The 16,772-nt window shown below is 39.3% G+C and carries 17 protein-coding genes and 1 riboswitch; of the genes, 8 read left to right on the forward strand and 9 right to left on the reverse strand.

The genetic code is table 11. The features are described 5' to 3' along the window. Nucleotides 1–137 precede the first annotated feature (137 nt). Nucleotides 138–899 carry a TerC family protein gene (locus tag ACFPA1_RS20105; RefSeq protein WP_213146645.1) on the forward strand — a complete coding sequence of 254 codons (762 nt, stop codon included), beginning with the start codon at nt 138–140 and terminating at the stop codon, nt 897–899. A 52-nt stretch (nt 900–951) separates the two neighbouring features. Here the strand turns inward: ACFPA1_RS20105 and ACFPA1_RS20110 are convergent, their stop codons facing one another. Beyond that, nucleotides 952–1,431: a hypothetical protein gene (locus ACFPA1_RS20110; RefSeq protein ID WP_213146646.1), complete on the reverse strand. Its 480-nt coding sequence runs from the start codon at nt 1,429–1,431 to the stop codon at nt 952–954. Between the two features lie 95 nt (nt 1,432–1,526). Between ACFPA1_RS20110 and ACFPA1_RS20115 the strand changes: the two genes are divergently transcribed. The 6 genes from ACFPA1_RS20115 to ACFPA1_RS20140 all read left to right on the forward strand — a co-directional run bounded on the left by ACFPA1_RS20115 (nt 1,527) and on the right by ACFPA1_RS20140 (nt 6,572). Then, nucleotides 1,527–2,123: a vWA domain-containing protein gene (locus tag ACFPA1_RS20115; RefSeq protein WP_378585001.1), complete on the forward strand. Its 597-nt coding sequence runs from the start codon at nt 1,527–1,529 to the stop codon at nt 2,121–2,123. Between the two features lie 81 nt (nt 2,124–2,204). Beyond that, entirely contained in the window at nt 2,205–3,320 is a 1,116-nt protein-coding gene (locus ACFPA1_RS20120) for an NAD(P)/FAD-dependent oxidoreductase (RefSeq protein WP_213146648.1), read from the forward strand. Nucleotides 3,321–3,516: 196 nt separating this feature from the next. Next, a riboswitch (SAM riboswitch) is annotated at nt 3,517–3,620 on the forward strand. 96 nt (nt 3,621–3,716) lie between these two features. Beyond that, on the forward strand, nt 3,717–4,730 hold the full coding sequence (locus tag ACFPA1_RS20125; RefSeq protein ID WP_378585003.1) for a methionine ABC transporter ATP-binding protein: 1,014 nt from the start codon (nt 3,717–3,719) through the stop codon (nt 4,728–4,730). After that, on the forward strand, nt 4,720–5,391 hold the full coding sequence (locus tag ACFPA1_RS20130) for a methionine ABC transporter permease (RefSeq protein ID WP_213146650.1): 672 nt from the start codon (nt 4,720–4,722) through the stop codon (nt 5,389–5,391). The genes ACFPA1_RS20125 and ACFPA1_RS20130 overlap by 11 nt, the downstream gene beginning before the upstream one ends. 22 nt (nt 5,392–5,413) lie before the next feature. Then, on the forward strand, nt 5,414–6,253 hold the full coding sequence (locus tag ACFPA1_RS20135; protein ID WP_378585004.1) for a MetQ/NlpA family ABC transporter substrate-binding protein: 840 nt from the start codon (nt 5,414–5,416) through the stop codon (nt 6,251–6,253). Between the two features lie 100 nt (nt 6,254–6,353). Then, complete coding sequence (locus ACFPA1_RS20140) at nt 6,354–6,572, forward strand: hypothetical protein (protein WP_378585006.1); 219 nt, start codon at nt 6,354–6,356, stop codon at nt 6,570–6,572. Nucleotides 6,573–6,751: 179 nt separating this feature from the next. On the opposite strand, the gene narI is transcribed toward ACFPA1_RS20140, so the two are convergent. The 8 genes from narI to ACFPA1_RS20180 form a co-directional block, all read right to left on the reverse strand. Next, nucleotides 6,752–7,447, reverse strand: coding sequence for a respiratory nitrate reductase subunit gamma (narI, locus tag ACFPA1_RS20145; protein WP_213146773.1), 696 nt, complete (start codon nt 7,445–7,447; stop codon nt 6,752–6,754). 15 nt (nt 7,448–7,462) lie between these two features. Further along, nucleotides 7,463–8,062: a nitrate reductase molybdenum cofactor assembly chaperone gene (narJ, locus tag ACFPA1_RS20150; protein ID WP_241113931.1), complete on the reverse strand. Its 600-nt coding sequence runs from the start codon at nt 8,060–8,062 to the stop codon at nt 7,463–7,465. Beyond that, the gene (gene narH / locus ACFPA1_RS20155; RefSeq protein ID WP_213146653.1) at nt 8,062–9,564 is read right to left on the reverse strand and encodes a nitrate reductase subunit beta; all 1,503 of its coding nucleotides are present in this window, start codon (nt 9,562–9,564) and stop codon (nt 8,062–8,064) included. The genes narJ and narH overlap by 1 nt, the downstream gene beginning before the upstream one ends. Next, nucleotides 9,554–13,219, reverse strand: a complete 3,666-nt coding sequence (locus tag ACFPA1_RS20160) for a nitrate reductase subunit alpha (RefSeq protein ID WP_213146654.1) — start codon at nt 13,217–13,219, stop codon at nt 9,554–9,556. The genes narH and ACFPA1_RS20160 overlap by 11 nt, the downstream gene beginning before the upstream one ends. Next, nucleotides 13,206–13,496, reverse strand: coding sequence for a hypothetical protein (locus ACFPA1_RS20165; protein WP_213146775.1), 291 nt, complete (start codon nt 13,494–13,496; stop codon nt 13,206–13,208). The genes ACFPA1_RS20160 and ACFPA1_RS20165 overlap by 14 nt, the downstream gene beginning before the upstream one ends. A 17-nt stretch (nt 13,497–13,513) precedes the next feature. Next, nucleotides 13,514–13,816 (reverse strand): hypothetical protein, encoded by a 303-nt coding sequence (locus tag ACFPA1_RS20170; RefSeq protein WP_213146655.1) that lies wholly within the window; start codon nt 13,814–13,816, stop codon nt 13,514–13,516. Then, nucleotides 13,803–14,267 (reverse strand): hemerythrin domain-containing protein, encoded by a 465-nt coding sequence (locus tag ACFPA1_RS20175; protein WP_213146656.1) that lies wholly within the window; start codon nt 14,265–14,267, stop codon nt 13,803–13,805. Before ACFPA1_RS20175 ends, ACFPA1_RS20170 begins: the two co-directional genes overlap by 14 nt. Nucleotides 14,268–14,408: 141 nt before the next feature. Next, nucleotides 14,409–15,896, reverse strand: a complete 1,488-nt coding sequence (locus tag ACFPA1_RS20180; RefSeq protein ID WP_378585008.1) for an MFS transporter — start codon at nt 15,894–15,896, stop codon at nt 14,409–14,411. A gap of 180 nt (nt 15,897–16,076) precedes the next feature. On the opposite strand from ACFPA1_RS20180, the gene ACFPA1_RS20185 reads away from it, so the two are divergent. Beyond that, nucleotides 16,077–16,772, forward strand: coding sequence for a hypothetical protein (locus tag ACFPA1_RS20185; RefSeq protein WP_378585010.1), 696 nt, complete (start codon nt 16,077–16,079; stop codon nt 16,770–16,772).

Below are 16,772 nucleotides of genomic sequence, written 5' to 3' on the forward strand. Positions count from 1 at the left end.
CAGCAAAAATGGAATTATGTACTAATAGAGGGACACGACATAAAATAGCTAACTCAACGATATTGCAGCAAAATAATTTTATAAAAATCTTGACAAGTAGTAATATTAGATAGAGAACAACAAAGGAGTAATGTTGAATGGTAGATAATATTTTAGCCACTTATGTCTCGATGCTTGACTGGCATATGTGGGCAGAGGTATTAACTTCGCCTAAGGCTTGGGGATTAATTCTCTCATTGGCTGTACTGGAATGTATCTTATCGGCGGATAATGCGCTGGTGTTGTCGGCGTTCGTAAAACCTTTACCGAAAAAGCAGCAAAAGAAAGCATTGGTATACGGTCTTTGGGGAGCGTACGTATTTCGCTTTATTTTCATCGGACTGGGAACGTTTTTGATCAAGCTTTGGTTTATTAAATTAATTGGTGCGTTGTATTTACTTTGGCTTGCTGTTAAGTTCTTTATTGACAGATTTAAGAGCAGTGAGGATGGAGAAGAGGAAAAAGCACGGGAGCCAAAAGGCTGGTTAACGAAAACATTTGGAGTCTTCTGGGCGACTGTTATCAGCGTTGAGCTCATGGATTTGGCTTTTTCAGTGGATAGTATCCTTACCGCGCTGGCGGTTTCCGATGAGGTCTGGGTCATTCTGCTGGGCGGAATGATTGGAATTCTTATGATGCGGGGCGTTGCCACGTTTTTCATCGGCTTAATGAACCGAGTGCCGGAGCTTGAAACAACGGCTTATGTGCTGATTACCTTTATTGCTGTAAAAATGGGATTGACACTTATCGATATTCATATTGCAAATGAGATCTTTATCGTTGTCCTTGTCTTGGCGTTCCTAGTTACCTTTATCATTCATGGGATTCGTTCTAGAAGAGGAGAAAAAGTATCGCATTAAATATTAGGTAAACCCAGTCTTTTGGACTGGGTGTTTTTTTTGTTTCAGTGAATTACTCTAGGACCCCTATTAATGGCTTCAGTCTAAAATAGTCCAGCGCCTGATTGACATCGTGGACATCATATATTTTTTTCTCCAGACAGAATTGGATGACCAAGTCAAAGGTTTCACTGTCGGACAATGAATAACCGGCCGAACTTAACAGTTTGTCGGTTTCTTTTTTGTTTAATTCAAGGGCAAGCGCCAAGGCCACTACTGTATTTTTTCGTGGGCGGTATTCTGGATTCGAGCGGATCTTAGAAAAATGCCTGCGATCCAATCCGGCTTTTTTGTAGGTTTCTGTGTCGCCAGCTCCTTTTTTATCTATCAATTTGAATAGAGTTTGGTTGAAGGTCGGCTGGCGTTTGTTTTTGATAAAATCTTCTATCTCGATACTATGTATTTCATTAGACTCCATCATTGAGTAAGTAAGGATGTTTAGGTTTCTTTCAATATATACCTGCAATTCTACTAGCAAGTGTTTATCCAGCATAATTCTACCCCCAAAAATGTCGCTTGAGAGGCGACCATTTCCTAGATTTAATACCCTATTATTATTTTATAAACAATATTGAAAGGATGATAGAGATGAACACGAATATGACTGAAATTATTTTCTTGCTTGACCGAAGCGGGTCAATGGCTGGACTTGAAAGTGATACGATTGGCGGGTTTAACGGATTTATTGAGAAACAGAGGAAGTTGGAAGGGGAGATACTGGTTACAACTGTTTTATTTGACGATCAATACGAAATCCTATGGAATGGGGTTGATGCAAGACAGGCTAACCTCACTGATCAGGAGTATTATGTAAGAGGTATGACGGCAATGTTGGATGCAGTGGGGAAAACAATTCTAGATGTAGGGTATCGATTATCCAAAACAGATGAGAATAAGCGGCCTGGCAAGGTGATATTTGTTATCACGACTGACGGAATGGAGAATGCAAGCTCTGAATTCACCTATGAAAAAGTGAAAGAGCTAATAAGGCATCAGCAGGAGAAATACAATTGGGAGTTTATCTTTTTAGGAGCAAACATAGATGCTGCGAAGGAAGCGGAGAGCTTAGGAATAGACGTTGAAAATGCCTTTAACTTCGAAGCATCTGAAAAAGGTGTTGAGGTTATGTATAATATGGTGTGTGAGCAAGTAATGGAGAGAAGGCAGCACACAAGGAAACTTTAAAACGATGGTACGATTGGTGTAAAATATTCAGTATCTACTTAGCTCAGTCTATAGGACTGAGTTTTTGTTTTGAGGTGAATCATGCAAAAGGTAATTGTAATAGGAGCAGGTATATTGGGGGCATCTACGGCTTATCACCTTGCCAAATGGGGTGCAGAGGTCATCATCGTTGATCGGCAAGACCTAGGGCAAGCCACTGACGCAGCTGCAGGGATTGTTTGCCCATGGTTGTCCCAACGACGTAATAAAGCTTGGTATCAGTTGGTTAAAGGCGGGGCGCGATATTACCCAGAATTAATAGCACAGCTTGAAGCCGATGGGGAGAGGGAAACAGGCTACAAACGAGTTGGGGCATTAAGTATTCATACTGATCCAGCAAAGTTGGAAAAGATGGCAGAACGGGCACGGACCCGTTGGGAGGATGCTCCCGAAATCGGCGAAATAACAATTTTATCTCCAACTGAAACGAATCGACTTTTTCCGCCGTTGTCTAATGAATTTGGCGGGGTTTATGTTAGTGGCGGGGCACGTGTAAATGGCCGGGCTTTACGTAATGCCCTGATAAACTCTGCAGTAAAGTATGGTGCCCAAATCGTTAAAGGGAATGCCTCATTAATCAGTCACAATAATAAAGTCCAAGGGGTAAAAGTGAGTGAAAAAGCATTTTTGGCTGACCACGTAATCGTCACGGCAGGAGCATGGGCGAAGGATATATTGCTGCCTCTAGGGGTTGAATTTTTAGTAAGGCCCCAAAAGGCGCAAATAATCCACTTACAAATGTCAGACATGAATACTAACTTATGGCCGGTTATTATACCGCCATCTGATCAATATATACTATCATTTGCAGATGGTCGGGTAGTAATAGGAGCTACCCACGAAAATGATGCAGGATTTGATAATCGGGTAACAGCTGGAGGAATCCAAGAAATCTTAAATAAAGCTTTAGCGATTGCACCAGGTCTTGCCAGTGGAACAATTTTGGAAACTAGGGTAGGTTTTAGACCTTTTACACCAGGTTTTCTTCCCGTAATAGGGGAATTGCCTAATTTTGAAGGAATCTTAGTGGCAAATGGCCTAGGTTCATCCGGGTTAACTAGCGGACCTTATCTAGGAGCTGAACTAGCTAAATTAGCACTTGATGAACAGACTGAGATTGATTTAATTAACTATAGTGTTGCTGGTGCTTTAACCTAATGTTAAATGATACAAAGAGCTTTTCATGCGAAAAGCTCTTTTCTAATCTAATAAAAAAATTTTAAAATTAATAATAAAGTTGATATAGCAATATTGAAAACGCTGTCGAATAAATTGTATTATAATTTAGACGATTGACAAAATAAGAATAGATTTGTAGTATCTTAATATAACTTAATTATTTGTTAATTTAATTTTCTTATCCAGAGAGACCGAGGGACATGGCCCAATGACGTCCGGCAACCCCCGATTGGGAAGGTGCCAATTCCTGCAGAATGATTTCATTCTGAAAGATAAGCCACCGAGATGTTTATTTCGATGCTCCTTTCAGATGAAAGGGGCTTTTTATTTGGGTATAAAGTCTAGTTTAGATATCGGAAAAATGAGGTAATCAGTATGATTGAAATAAAAAACCTTACTAAAGTTTACAAAACAAAAAAAGGTGAAGTAAAAGGTGTGGATAATGTTTCACTCACAGTTAAAGAAGGAGAAATCTTTGGCATTGTTGGCTATTCCGGTGCTGGAAAAAGCTCACTGCTTCGTTGTATCAATCTTTTAGAGCGGCCAACCTCTGGCAGTATAACGGTCGATGGCACTGACCTGACATCCCTAAAAGGCGAGCAATTACGATCTTCACGTTTAAAAATAGGCATGATTTTTCAACATTTTTACCTAATCAGCCAAAAAACAGTCTATGAAAATATTTCTTTCTCTTTAAAGGCTGCTAACTACCCTAAGGGCCAGGTAAAGCAGAGAGTAGAGGAACTCCTCAAAATGGTTGGTCTTTCCGATAAGCGTGATGTCTATCCGTCACAGCTAAGCGGCGGTCAAAAACAGCGGGTCGGTATTGCAAGGGCTCTCGCAAATAATCCGAAGGTGCTTTTATGTGACGAAGCAACATCAGCACTCGACCCAACGACAACGAAGTCAATTCTTACATTGTTAAAAAAAATCAATAAAGAACTAAATATCACGATCGTATTGATCACTCACGAGATGGATGTTGTTAAAGAAATCTGCAGCCGCATGGCGATTATGCAGGATGGACGAGTTGTGGAAGAAGGTTCGGTATATGACATTTTTGCCAACCCGCATACAGCACTTACAAAAGAATTCATAGAAAGTGTTGTAACTCTTGAAATCCCGGAAGTTATTCTAAAAAGCTGCCAGGGTCCAATAGTCAAAGTGACCTTCAAAGGAAAAGTCGCTAGAGAGGGAGTCATTTCTGATACTCTTCAACAATTTAACCTAAAAGGTAATTTTCTGCATGGTTCAATAGAATATATTCAAGAGCAACCGCTTGGTATTTTCATAATGGAGCTAAAAGGACAAAAAGAGGAAATAGAAAAAGCCCTAAATTATATTGAAAACCGGGCAGCGCAGGTGGAGGTGTTACACAATGGGCTTTGATTTTGCACATCTGATGGAGCTTATTCCGGATATCAATAAAGCATTTTTTCAAACCATCTATATGATTGCGATTTCGTTGGTGGTTTCAACGGTAATCGGATTGCCGGTTGGGATATTGCTTTACATAACCGATAAAGGTTTATTTCTAGAAAATCGTCTAGTCCAAAATATCTTAGGTTTTGTCGTTAATATGGTTCGGTCTGTCCCATTTATCATTTTATTGGTAGCCTTGCTTCCATTAACGAACTTCTTAGTGAAAACAACCATCGGACCAACTGCAGCTAGTGTTTCATTATCAGTAGCGGCGATTCCTTTTTTCGCAAGAATCGTGGAAAATGCTCTAAGAGAAATCGATAAAGGGGTCATCGAAGCAGCTATTGCTGCCGGGGCAACCCCGTGGATGATAATAAAAGATGTCCTATTACTTGAAGCAAGATCCGGCATTATCTCAGGTGTCACTTTAACACTCATCAGTTTAGTAGGATTTTCCGCTATGGCCGGAACAGTCGGCGGCGGCGGTATTGGAGACTTGGCGATTCGCTTCGGTTATTACCGGTACGACAATACCATCATGATTTCAACAGTTTTAATCTTAATTATTTTAGTTCAGGTCATTCAGCTTCTTGGCGATTACATCGCCAAAGTTGTAGATAAAAGATAAATAAGAAAAGGGGAAAATGACAATGAAAAAATGGTTAACAAGCATTTTATTACTATGTGTAGTCTTTGCACTAGCTGCTTGCGGTAGCAACACTGAAAAGGCAGCCAGTGGAAAAGAGAAAGCAACAGAATCAAAAGATATTAAAATAGGCGCGACTGCAGGCCCATATAGCGACATGGTAACAAAAGCGATTAAACCAGGCTTAGAAAAAAAGGGTTACAAGGTTGAGCTTGTTGAATTTAGTGACTATATCCAGCCAAACAAAGCATTAAACAATGGCGATATCGATGCCAACCTGTTCCAGCACACGATTTACCTTCAAAATTTTGCAAAAGAGAACAACATGGATTTAACAGCACTTATTTCTGTGCCAACAGCACCAATGGGAATTTATTCGAACACAATAAAATCGATTAAAGATGTAAAAGAAGGGGCAACTGTTACACTTCCAAACGACCCGACAAATGCAGCACGTGCTTTGAACACACTTCGTGATGCAGGACTTATCACTATCAAAGCAGATGCAGATCCACTAAAAGTATCTGAAAAAGACATCGCTGAAAACAAGAAAAACCTGAAGTTCCAACCAATTGAAGCAGGCCAGCTTCCTCGTTCTGTTGAGAGCGCAGATTTAGCTGCTGTACCTGGAAACTTTGCTCTTGCTGCAAAAATGAATCTGTTAGATGCATTAACTCTAGAAGAGATGGCAGACAATTACCGTAATATTGTCGCAGTAAAAACCTCCAACAAAGATTCACAGTTATCAAAAGATATTAAAGCTGTTGTTGAATCAGCAGATTTTGAAAAAGTGATTGATGACCAATTCAAGGGTTTTGGAAAACCATCTTGGATGAAAAAATAATTGTCAGCAAATTAGGATATGGATTTTAATTCCATATCCTTTTTATGTTGGATATACAATAGCCTAATGGTGAATCCTATGATAAAAAGGAGGATGCCAGATGGGTTTTTTTAAAGAAAATGAAGAAAAGGATAATCTTAAAGATATTCTAAAAAATTCTGTAGAAATTGAAGAAGATTTGATGCGTACATATTTAATTACCGCCGAACGGGTTCATGACGATGATGAGCTAAAAGAACGTCTAGAAAACTTTGCGGAAGGGAATGCGAAGAGGACAAAACAGCTAATTGATGAGTTAAATGAAACAAAAGAGACTTAAGATTTACAAATTTATTAAATGAATGAGTCCTATCATAACAAGTCTTTATCAAGTAGATAAATTAACATGGAAAAGCAGTGCAGTTTTCAGTTGTAAAATGCACTGCTTTTATTGTTGTATTGTTAATTCTTAAAAAAGAACGGTAATATCAAGTAAGGCAAAACCTTTTTAAAGTATTTCTACCTGCTATTCTTATTATAACCATTTCTTGAACGGTACTGTTGCGGAGCCCGTGAAGGATACCTTAATGGAAAACTGAACATATGGACTAGAGCTGTAAATGGGATGGCAGCAAATAAAATAAATGCCACAATGATATGAATTTTAAAGAGCAAAGGCACCCCAAGCATTAAATCCGACCTTGGATGGAATGTGAACAAACTTCTGAACCAAGGCCCAATTGATAAACGGTATTCATATGCCCCTACGGTTGTATTATAGACGATCGTCATATATGCCCCAAGCCCTGCAACCAGTATAAGCCATAGGATGGTGAAATAACTTGTCCCGGTAGTATGGGCACGAACCCTTGGTGAATTGAATTTTCGAATAAGCATCAAAACTAGCCCAATTACCACCATGAGACCTGCAACACCACCTCCTGCAATGGCGAAGAAATGATAGATATGGTCTGTAACTCCGATTGCATTGTATACACTTAGTGGAATTAATACGCCCATTACGTGTCCAACAAAAGCAAAGATAATCCCATAGTGAAATAGGACAGATGCGATTCCCAATCCTTTTTTTTCAAAAATTTCTGTTGAAGGCGCAGTCCAACTTTTGCGACGAAAAACAAAACGATAAAATGTTGCAATAATTAGGATTGTTCCGCAAATATAAGGAAAAATTGTCCACCAAAATACAACTTCCATCATAGCCCCTCCTTTTTAGCGATACATCAATGGATATGGTAACTCATCCAGGTCAGCAACTTCCCGAAGTCTCTCTAAAGCAGAGATCTCCTCTGCATCCGGAGTTTCAAAAACATACATCATCCCTAATTCAAGTGCTTTCTTGTAAGGATTATCCTCAGGAAGATTTGTTAAGATCCGGTCAACGGCATAAGCAATTCTTCTTGAAAGTTTGTTGATTTTTTCCTCTTCGGGTACAACCGCCAAAAGTTCTAACAACATAGGAATATAATCTGCCATATCATGTCCGATGTATTCAAGTCCGGCTTCAGATATGAGTTTTTGTAATTGGATAAGAGCAAAACCGCGGTTTCTGCTGTCTCCTAGTTCATGTGCAGTTAAATATAGATTGGTCCCTTCCTTATAATCAAAGGTCTCTACATATAGCTGCTCCAATTGCACCGATGGCATTTGATAGAAGGGATAAATTCTATTCAATACTTCCTTTTGAATATCCTCTGATGTGATAGATTCGTAAATAAAGCTTATGATTGTTTCTTGATCTTCAAAAAAAGAAGTATCCGGATAATCCAAGAGGCGCGATAAAAGCATTAAAATCGCTTTTTCTTCATTCATTATGCATTTTCACTTCTTTCAAATGGATAGGTCATCATACCTTCAGGAGGAGCTAAATCTTCAATGCTGCAAGCTCCCTGTTTGTAATGTAAGTCATCATTCATTTCACGACGGCCAGTCGGAATGACAAATCGTTCATTGTATTTTGCGACTGCAAGTAACCGAGCCATCTCTTCTAATTCTTCATTATGGGTACCTGCTTCATCCATTAATTTAGTCAACTTTTGTTTGTCCACTCCACCAACGGTTTTTGACCTCATATAAACCCTCATCGCTGCCATTTTTAATAAGACCTTACGAATAACAGAAGTATCATCAGCAGTTAAAATTGAAGCCAAATACTCCATTGGAATTCTCATTTGATCTACTGCTGGAATATAGCCTTCCGCACTTAAATCTTGTTCGTTAGTAATGTGGTTCATAATCGGGCTAAGCGGCGGTACATACCATACCATTGGAAACGTCCGGTATTCTGGGTGAAGCGGAAGTGCAATCTTCCACTTTATTGCCATCTTATAGATTGGAGATTCTTGTGCACTTAAAATCCAACTATGATTGATTCCTTGTTTTTCTGCTTCCGCAATGACTTCAGGGTCAAATGGGTCTAAAAATACGGAGAGTTGGGATTCATATAAATCTTTAGGATCTTTAACGGATGCAGCCTCTTTCACCCGATCTGCATCATACAAGACCACACCAATATATCGAATTCGACCTACACAAGTTTCTGAACAAATGGTCGGTAAACCGGCTTCAGTTCTCGGATAACAGAAATTACATTTTTCGGCTTTGTGTGTATTCCAGTTATAGTACACCTTATGATATGGACATCCATTCATACAAAACCGCCATCCCCGACAAGCATCCTGGTCTACTAATACAATTCCATCTTCGTCCCTTTTATATAAAGCACCAGAAGGGCAAGAGGCAACACAGGAAGGATTTAAGCAATGCTCGCATATCCTTGGCAGGTACATCATAAAGGTCTTTTCATATTCCGTTTTAACGTGTTCCTGAAGTTTTCGTACATTAGGGTCATTTGGAACAGATTCGCTCCCTCCCGCCAAATCATCATCCCAGTTTGGACCCCATACCGGTTTATCGATATAGTTTCCTGTAATCATGGAACGAGGACGGGCTACAGGTAAACTATCTCCTTTATCCCGTTTGTGAAGATGCTGAAAATCATACGTCCATGGCTCATAAAAATCATTTAGATCTGCCATATTGGGATTGTAAAAAATATTCGCCAATTTTGTAAGAGGTCCACCGGCTCTTAAATGCAATTTACCGTTTCGCAAAACCCAACCGCCTTTATAGCGGTTGGTGTTTTCCCATTCCTTTGGATATCCTACCCCAGGTCGTGTTTCAACGTTATTGAACCACACATACTCCATTCCAGGTCGGTTGGTCCATACATTTTTACAAGTAACAGAACAAGTATGGCAACCAATACACTTATCAAGGTGCATGACCATTGCAACTTGTGCCTTAATCCTCAAGCCAATCGACCTCCTTCAGCGGTCTAATAATCGCCATTGTGTCCCTCTGACTACCAGTCGGTCCATAATAATTAAATCCATAACTTAATTGAGAATAACCGCCAATCATATGTGTGGCTTTTGGATAAATTCTGGTCACACTGTTATGGGTTCCACCACGTACTTTGTTAATGTTATTCCCTGGAACCCCCATATGCCTGTCTTGAGCGTGGTACATATAAACTGCACCTCTTGGCATACGGTACGTTAAAACAGCTCTAGCAACAACAGCGCCATTGCGGTTATATACTTCAATCCAATCGTTATCTTTAATGCCAATAGAGGCTGCATCTTCTTCATTCATCCAAACGACTTGCCAGCCACGGAACAATTGAGCCATGTTATTCGTATCTGTAAACATGGTATGAATGCCCCATTTTTGGTGTGGAGTCATGTAACGCAATGAAATGGATTTTCCTTGATTTTCGACTTCTTTTTCTCCTTTCACAAAAGCGCCTCTTGTAATCGGAGGAATATATAAAGGAAGCCCTTCGCCAAAATCAAGCATCACTTCATGGTCAAGATAAAAGCTTTGTCTTCCAGTAAGTGTATGCCACGGTATATTAAATTCTTTGTTAATCGTAAACGGAGAGTACCGTCGATTATCCTTTTCGAGCCCACTCCATACTGGGGAAGAAAGGGTTGGTCTTGGTTGAATGGTTAAGGCGTCTAACGTATAATCTTCTTCCGCACGTTCCTCGGAAATATGAGTCAGTTTTTTACCTGTCTTTTCCTCCACGGATTTCCAACCTTCAACCGCTCGTTTGCCATTTGTAGCACCGGACATTAACAAAATGGCATTAATGGCTTTTTTATCGGTATAAAGGTCAGGATAACCTTTTCCAATACCTATATGTTTGGATGGTCCTAAGCGGTCAAGTAAATCCTTGTAAACTTGGTCACCAGGAATTTTAACCCCTTTTGTTCCATATCCATTTTTTATATTTGGCCCAACGGTAATCCACATATCGTATACATTTGGATAATCACGTTTGACAAAATTAAAGTTTGGTAAGGTTTTTCCCGGTATTGCTTCCACTTCACCTTTTCGCCAGTCTTTGACTTTTCCGAAAGGCTGAGCAATTTCATTGATGGTATCATGTGCAAGTGGCGACAAAACAAGGTCCTCTTGAGCAGGAAGATGGTTTTTAGCAAGTTCAGAAAAACTTTTGGCAATTTCCCTAAATGCATCCCAATCGCTTCTTGTCTCCCAAGGAGGAGAAATGGCTGCATTAAACGGATGGACAAATGGATGCATATCCGTGGTGCTAATATCGTATTTTTCATACCACGTAGCAGCTGGAAAAATAATATCGGAGAAAAGTCCTGAACTAGTCATTCGAAAATCCATGCTGACGAAAAGATCTGTTTTCCCTTCAGGTGGCTTATCAGACAAGTTCACATCCTCGGGTTGCCAAGAATTTTCATAATCACCTAATACAGAATCTTGTCCTCCAATTAAATGCTTCACGAAATATTCATGTCCCTTTCCGCTATCTCCTAATAAATTTGAACGCCAGTTGAAAAAGACTCGCGGAAAATTACGTGGATCGTTTGGATTCTCAATGGCAAAGTCAAGCTTTCCTTCCACTAGTTGTTTTGTGATATCTTCGATAACCGCTTGATCATTTTTGTTTCTTGAGCGTGCTTCTCTTACTACATCTAAAGAATTTTTTGAAAGTTGTGGAAAGCTTGGTAACCATCCTAACCTTGCCGAAAGGGCATTAAAATCAGCTGGATGCATGCTGGAATATTTGCTTCCCCACTCTGATTCTTCTTCTTTTTTTTCATATTCATAGCGGAATTGCTCTGTTGCAAAATAAAAGAAGGAAGTACCGTTCATAAACCTTGGAGCCTTCACCCAATCATTAGCAAATGCAATTTGGGAGAATCCTTCAAGCGGACGTACTTTCTCTTGACCTACGTAATGCGCCCAACCCCCGCCATTTACACCTTGTGAACCGGTTAAAAGAATGAGATTTAAAATACAGCGATAAATTTGGTCACTATGATACCAGTGGTTTGTTCCACCACCCATTGCAATCATTGATTTACCCTTTGTCAATGCTGCATTTTCCGCAAATTCTCTTGCCACTTGAATTACATGAGCTTTGTTAACACCTGTGATACTTTCTTGCCAAGCAGGAGTATAGGGACTTTTATCGTCATTATAGTCCTTTGGATAGTCACCCTTTAGACCTCTGTTAATTCCGGTATGTGCCAACATTAAATCATAGATAGTAGTAATGAGTAATTCATTTCCGGATTTATCTTTTATTTTTTTTACTGGAACTTCACGCTTAATCAAACCGCCATCCTTTTGGCCAAAGTAAGGGAATTCGACCATAGCAGTATCATCTGAATCATCTAAAAAGCTCATTTTGGGATTAATATTATATAAATCTAAGTTCCACTGATTTCCGTTATCCCAGCGAAAACCTTGGCTGCCGTTAGGAATGGCAAAGTTATCAGTTGTTTCATCCCAAACCACAGTTTTCCATTCACCTAATTCTTCTTGGTCAGAAAGATCTGATGCACGTAAGAAACAATCAGAACGGTAATTATCATTTTTCTTTTTTAATGTGATTAAAAATGGCAAATCCGTATATTGTTTTGCATATTCCATAAAATATGGCGTTTCTTTATCTACATAGAATTCCTTTAAAATCACATGTGTCATCGCCATGGCAAGCGCTCCATCTGTCCCAGCTTTGGCAGGCAGCCACATGTCAGCAAATTTTTCGTACTCTGCGTAATCTGGGCTGACCCCGACTACTTTTGTCCCGTTGTATCTTGATTCCACCATAAAGTGGGCATCTGGCGTTCTCGTTTGTGGAATATTGGTTCCCCAAATAATAAAATATTTAGTGTTATACCAATCTGCACTTTCCGGAACATCTGTCTGATCACCCCAAACTTGCGGTGAAGCCGGTGGCAGGTCTGCATACCAATCATAGAAACTTAATATTGTTCCTCCGATTAAGGACAAAAATCTTGTGCCGCCACAATAGCTGACCATTGACATTGCAGGAATAGGGCTAAATCCAACGATACGATCTGGTCCATATTTTTTTATCGTATATATACTGGCGGCAGCAATCATTTCACAAAGGTCATTCCAATTCCCCCGAACAAAACCGCCTTTTCCTCTTGCTTTAACATAACGTTCACGCTTTTTAGGGTCAGTAACGATATTTTCCCATGCCTGAACTGGGTTATTGGCTTTTTCCAATTCCTCTTTCCATAATGAATAGAGTTCTCCACGAACATATGGATATTTTACACGGGTTGGACTGTATGTGTACCATGAAAAGCTGGCACCACGAGGGCACCCTCTGGGTTCATATTCCGGAAAATCATCCCCAGTAGAGGGATAATCTGTTTGCTGTGTTTCCCAAGTGATAATCCCATCTTTTACGTGGATTTTCCAACTGCAAGAACCCGTACAGTTTACTCCATGAGTAGATCGCACGACTTTATCATGTCCCCAACGATTACGGTAAGCTGACTCCCAATCCCGTGGACGCGGACTTTCTTCTGTCCAACCATCATTAATTCGGTCTCCTCGAACGAGATGTTTAAGAGAATGGAACAAATTATTCTTATGCTCCTCCATCGCACACCTCTCCTTCCTTTATTAAATCTCTTAGTGGGTTAAAGTTATCTCCCAATAATCGATAGGAATCTTTACTGACATTAAAATCTTCTACGAAAACATCCCAATTTGCCGAATTAGCAGCAGATATGATGAGACGCTGCAATGTATTCATATCATTAATTTCATAAATTTTTTGGATCATTTCCCCCGGTAAAGTGCCGAATCTCATTTGTAAAACGGCAATCAAATCTTCTCGGTCATCAACCAAAAGTGCATCTGCTTGAAATGAAAACAAAAGCGTTTCAACTCCTTTCACACTTTCATCATTTTGTAGTAATCAGCAATTAATATAGACTTGCATTTTTCTGCAGATTCTTGAAAAAAGCTTGTCACTTCTTCATCAGGATGCTCCATTTGTTCAATAGTGAATTGACGGGTTACAGATTGAGAAAAATCAGCAGAAAATTTCAATGAAACTTCAAATTTGTCCTCGACTTTTAATACTGTGGATTGAACATCATATGGATGAATATGAAAATTCGAGAAAGTCTCAACCATCTTGTCATATAAGGCGGGTGCTCCATAGCGTAATAGTCTTTCCTCAAGCAATCTCATCACTCTCTTCCGCAATTTCCAATTTATAGAATTCTTTATGTCCTAGAAGTTTATTCATTTCATCGTCATTATGTAGAGAGTCAACAATAATTAAGGAATCCATTAAAGATACTAATTTTTCATCAATCTCATTATTTATTAACAGAGCCTTCATTTGTTCTACCATTTTACGCATAAGGTCATGGTCACGAGTCAACTGTATGACAAGAGTTTTTAAATGGGGTTTTTCAGTTACCATTTCCTTATATAAACCTTCTTCCTCTGAACTTGCATGCTGCAATGTCCTAGATTCCCAATGTTCAATTGATACCTCTGCTACTTTAATGGCTTTTTCCTTTTGACCATCTTCCACGCATTTTTGTAATAACATCCTTAATTCTTTCGCCTCGTTTAATGCCGATTCATGGATTAAGTCATGTGCATCTTGTTTTTTTAAACTAGGTCCTGACAATTTAAAACATCCTTTCAAATTAGTACTTAATTTCCTGGTGGATAATTTTCCAAGTATTCCCTTACTATTTCCAACAAAATGTAAATTATTATAAAATAAAAAAAGAGTTGAATTTCTCAACTCTTTTGTACATTTAGATCACTAACGCAGTTCGTTAAACATTCCCACATAATTCAGCGGGTTATCATTTTCATCCTTAATGGTGCTGATGGTTAACAACTCCAAATAAATTTGCCCATCCTTCTTTTTGTTCCAAATTTCACCCTGCCATGAGCCATTTTTACGGATATCCTCCCACATTTTTGTATAAAATGCTTCATCATGTTTTCCTGAGCGAAGGATAACGGGTGTATTGCCAATGGCCTCATCTTTCGAATACCCAGTAACAGCAGTGAACGCAGGATTAATCCGTTGAATAACCCCCTTTAAATCTGTCACCATGATTCCTTCCGCGGTGCTTTCAATAACCTGGTTAGAAATCTGTAATTTATCAAGGAAGTATAGGGCTGTCACAATAATCGCAGCAGCAAGTGCGAATTCGGAAAGAGCCATAAAGCCAATCGCATAATGGCCGGTCATATTAAATAGAATCGTTAACACGATTGGCGGGAAAAATCCGCCCAGTCCCCCCATGGCCGCTACAATACCGTTTACAATGCCGGCCTGTTTTGAAAAATATAAAGGCACAAGCTTGAAAATGGTACCATTTCCGATCCCTGCACAAAAAGCAACTAAAATGCAGCCCACGGTATAAATAGGCAATGACGGAGTAAACGATAACAGAAATCCGGCAAAAGTAATCGCATTAAAGATCACAATCAAGATGAGATAAGGGTTAAATTTATCAGCAAGAAAGCCCCCGATCGGACGCATGATGGTGGCAATGACAATAAACCCGGCTGTTCGGAAACCAGCATCCACCTTCGTTAAATGAAAATGGTTAACAAGGAAGGCAGGTAAATAAACAGTAAAGGCAACAAATGAACCGAAAGTTATAAAATAGAACAAGCATAAAAACCAGAGCCGATAGTTTTTATAAACACTTTTAATTTGACCGGTTAAGGAGACCCTTACCGTTTGTTCTTTTTTGTCACCAAAGATAAATGTCAGAACCGCGAAAATCACGATTAAAATTAAAAATAATTGAACAGTGCTTCTCCAGCCGATGGCATTGGCCAAAAGCGGGGCAGAAAAGGAAGTAAAGGCTGTACCAATGTTACCAGCCCCGTAGATGCCGTTTACAAACCCATGCCGTTCTTTTGGATAATATTTCGGCAGGGAGGTAACCCCAATCGAAAACAACGCCCCTCCGACACCAAGTGCTAAACCGCCGATGATTAAATCGGTGAAGGAATCTGCCAGGCTGATATAGTAAACAGGCAGAATTAGAAATAGCAGTCCAATCGTAAACAACCATCTTGCGCCATAGCGATTTGTCCAAAAGCCGATCGGAACCCTTAAGATCGAACCTAGAATGACAGGAATCGCTGTTACGGTCGATAGCTGACCAGGTGTCAGCTTAATATCAGTTTGAATAAAAGATATTAAAGAAGAAATGATGACCCAAATCATGAATCCTAAAACTAAGTTAACTGTTTGTAAAACCAGTTGAAAATTGGCTTTCCCCATTCATTAAACACCTCTTAAAAATTTCTAATAATCATAGGATGAGCAAAAACAAATAAAAACATTTTCCCTAAATTTACCCTATATATCCAATAATGTGAAATATTATTTAAATTAGGATGTGCAAATTCTGAGTTATACTATATTGTTAAATTAAGGAAACATAGAAAGGGATGAGTTTCTATGGGGAATGTAAATCTCATCGCTGTTTTGCTGGGGATTTTGGGATGGGGGACGACCGGTTATTTCGCCTATCTGATTTATAAAAAACAGACCATAAAAATAAGCCTGTGGAAAGTGATAGTCATTCTATTCATAGGTGTTTTTTCTTTTTCCTTCGATTGGAGGATGTCAGAAACGACCATTAAGCTTGCCATTTTGCCATTAGGTGTTTGGATCCTGTTTTGGTTAAGAGGCAGGACAGAACAGTGGCAGGTTTATCGGCACTTTGCCTGGCTTGGATTTTTTGCCAATTATATTTTTCTAGCGACAACTTTAGTTTATATACCGCTGTATCATTTTGTTTATCCAGAAAACCAGGCAGACGTCTATATTTCAAACATCGAGAGAGCTTCTATTATTAATACCTACCTCACTGCACAAAATCTTTCCCTGGATACAATATCATTACAAAAGCAGCTCCCAAAAATGATGGAAAAACCCATCCACAGCACGGAATGGTTCCATGAGTCTGAGGAAGAGACTGATAAAAAAAGTGAACGATTCCCTTATCAGCTTGTTGGTTCCGCTCCCAAGTTTGGAAGTGGCCTTAATGTGATTGTTTATGTTGAAAACGATGGAAAAGGATTATTGATTTCGACACCGGAAAAACAGCATTATTTTCGCTCGGACGAATCGATATTAAAGGGCGGACAATGA

It is taken from the genome of Neobacillus sp. GCM10023253 (assembly GCF_042653105.1).
Taxonomy (GTDB): Bacteria; Bacillota; Bacilli; order Bacillales; family Cytobacillaceae; genus Neobacillus; species Neobacillus citreus.

Coding starts and splice junctions, on each gene's coding strand:
- ACFPA1_RS20125 (WP_378585003.1), top strand. CDS start 3,717: ATGATTGAAATAAAAAACCTTACTAAAGTTTACAAAACAAAAAAAGGT.
- narI (WP_213146773.1), bottom strand. CDS start 7,447: ATGGAAGTTGTATTTTGGTGGACAATTTTTCCTTATATTTGCGGAACA.
- ACFPA1_RS20160 (WP_213146654.1), bottom strand. CDS start 13,219: ATGGAGGAGCATAAGAATAATTTGTTCCATTCTCTTAAACATCTCGTT.
- ACFPA1_RS20115 (WP_378585001.1), top strand. CDS start 1,527: ATGAACACGAATATGACTGAAATTATTTTCTTGCTTGACCGAAGCGGG.
- ACFPA1_RS20120 (WP_213146648.1), top strand. CDS start 2,205: ATGCAAAAGGTAATTGTAATAGGAGCAGGTATATTGGGGGCATCTACG.
- ACFPA1_RS20105 (WP_213146645.1), top strand. CDS start 138: ATGGTAGATAATATTTTAGCCACTTATGTCTCGATGCTTGACTGGCAT.
- ACFPA1_RS20140 (WP_378585006.1), top strand. CDS start 6,354: ATGGGTTTTTTTAAAGAAAATGAAGAAAAGGATAATCTTAAAGATATT.
- ACFPA1_RS20110 (WP_213146646.1), bottom strand. CDS start 1,431: ATGCTGGATAAACACTTGCTAGTAGAATTGCAGGTATATATTGAAAGA.
- ACFPA1_RS20130 (WP_213146650.1), top strand. CDS start 4,720: ATGGGCTTTGATTTTGCACATCTGATGGAGCTTATTCCGGATATCAAT.
- ACFPA1_RS20180 (WP_378585008.1), bottom strand. CDS start 15,896: ATGGGGAAAGCCAATTTTCAACTGGTTTTACAAACAGTTAACTTAGTT.
- narJ (WP_241113931.1), bottom strand. CDS start 8,062: ATGAATGAAGAAAAAGCGATTTTAATGCTTTTATCGCGCCTCTTGGAT.
- ACFPA1_RS20135 (WP_378585004.1), top strand. CDS start 5,414: ATGAAAAAATGGTTAACAAGCATTTTATTACTATGTGTAGTCTTTGCA.
- ACFPA1_RS20170 (WP_213146655.1), bottom strand. CDS start 13,816: ATGAGATTGCTTGAGGAAAGACTATTACGCTATGGAGCACCCGCCTTA.
- ACFPA1_RS20185 (WP_378585010.1), top strand. CDS start 16,077: ATGGGGAATGTAAATCTCATCGCTGTTTTGCTGGGGATTTTGGGATGG.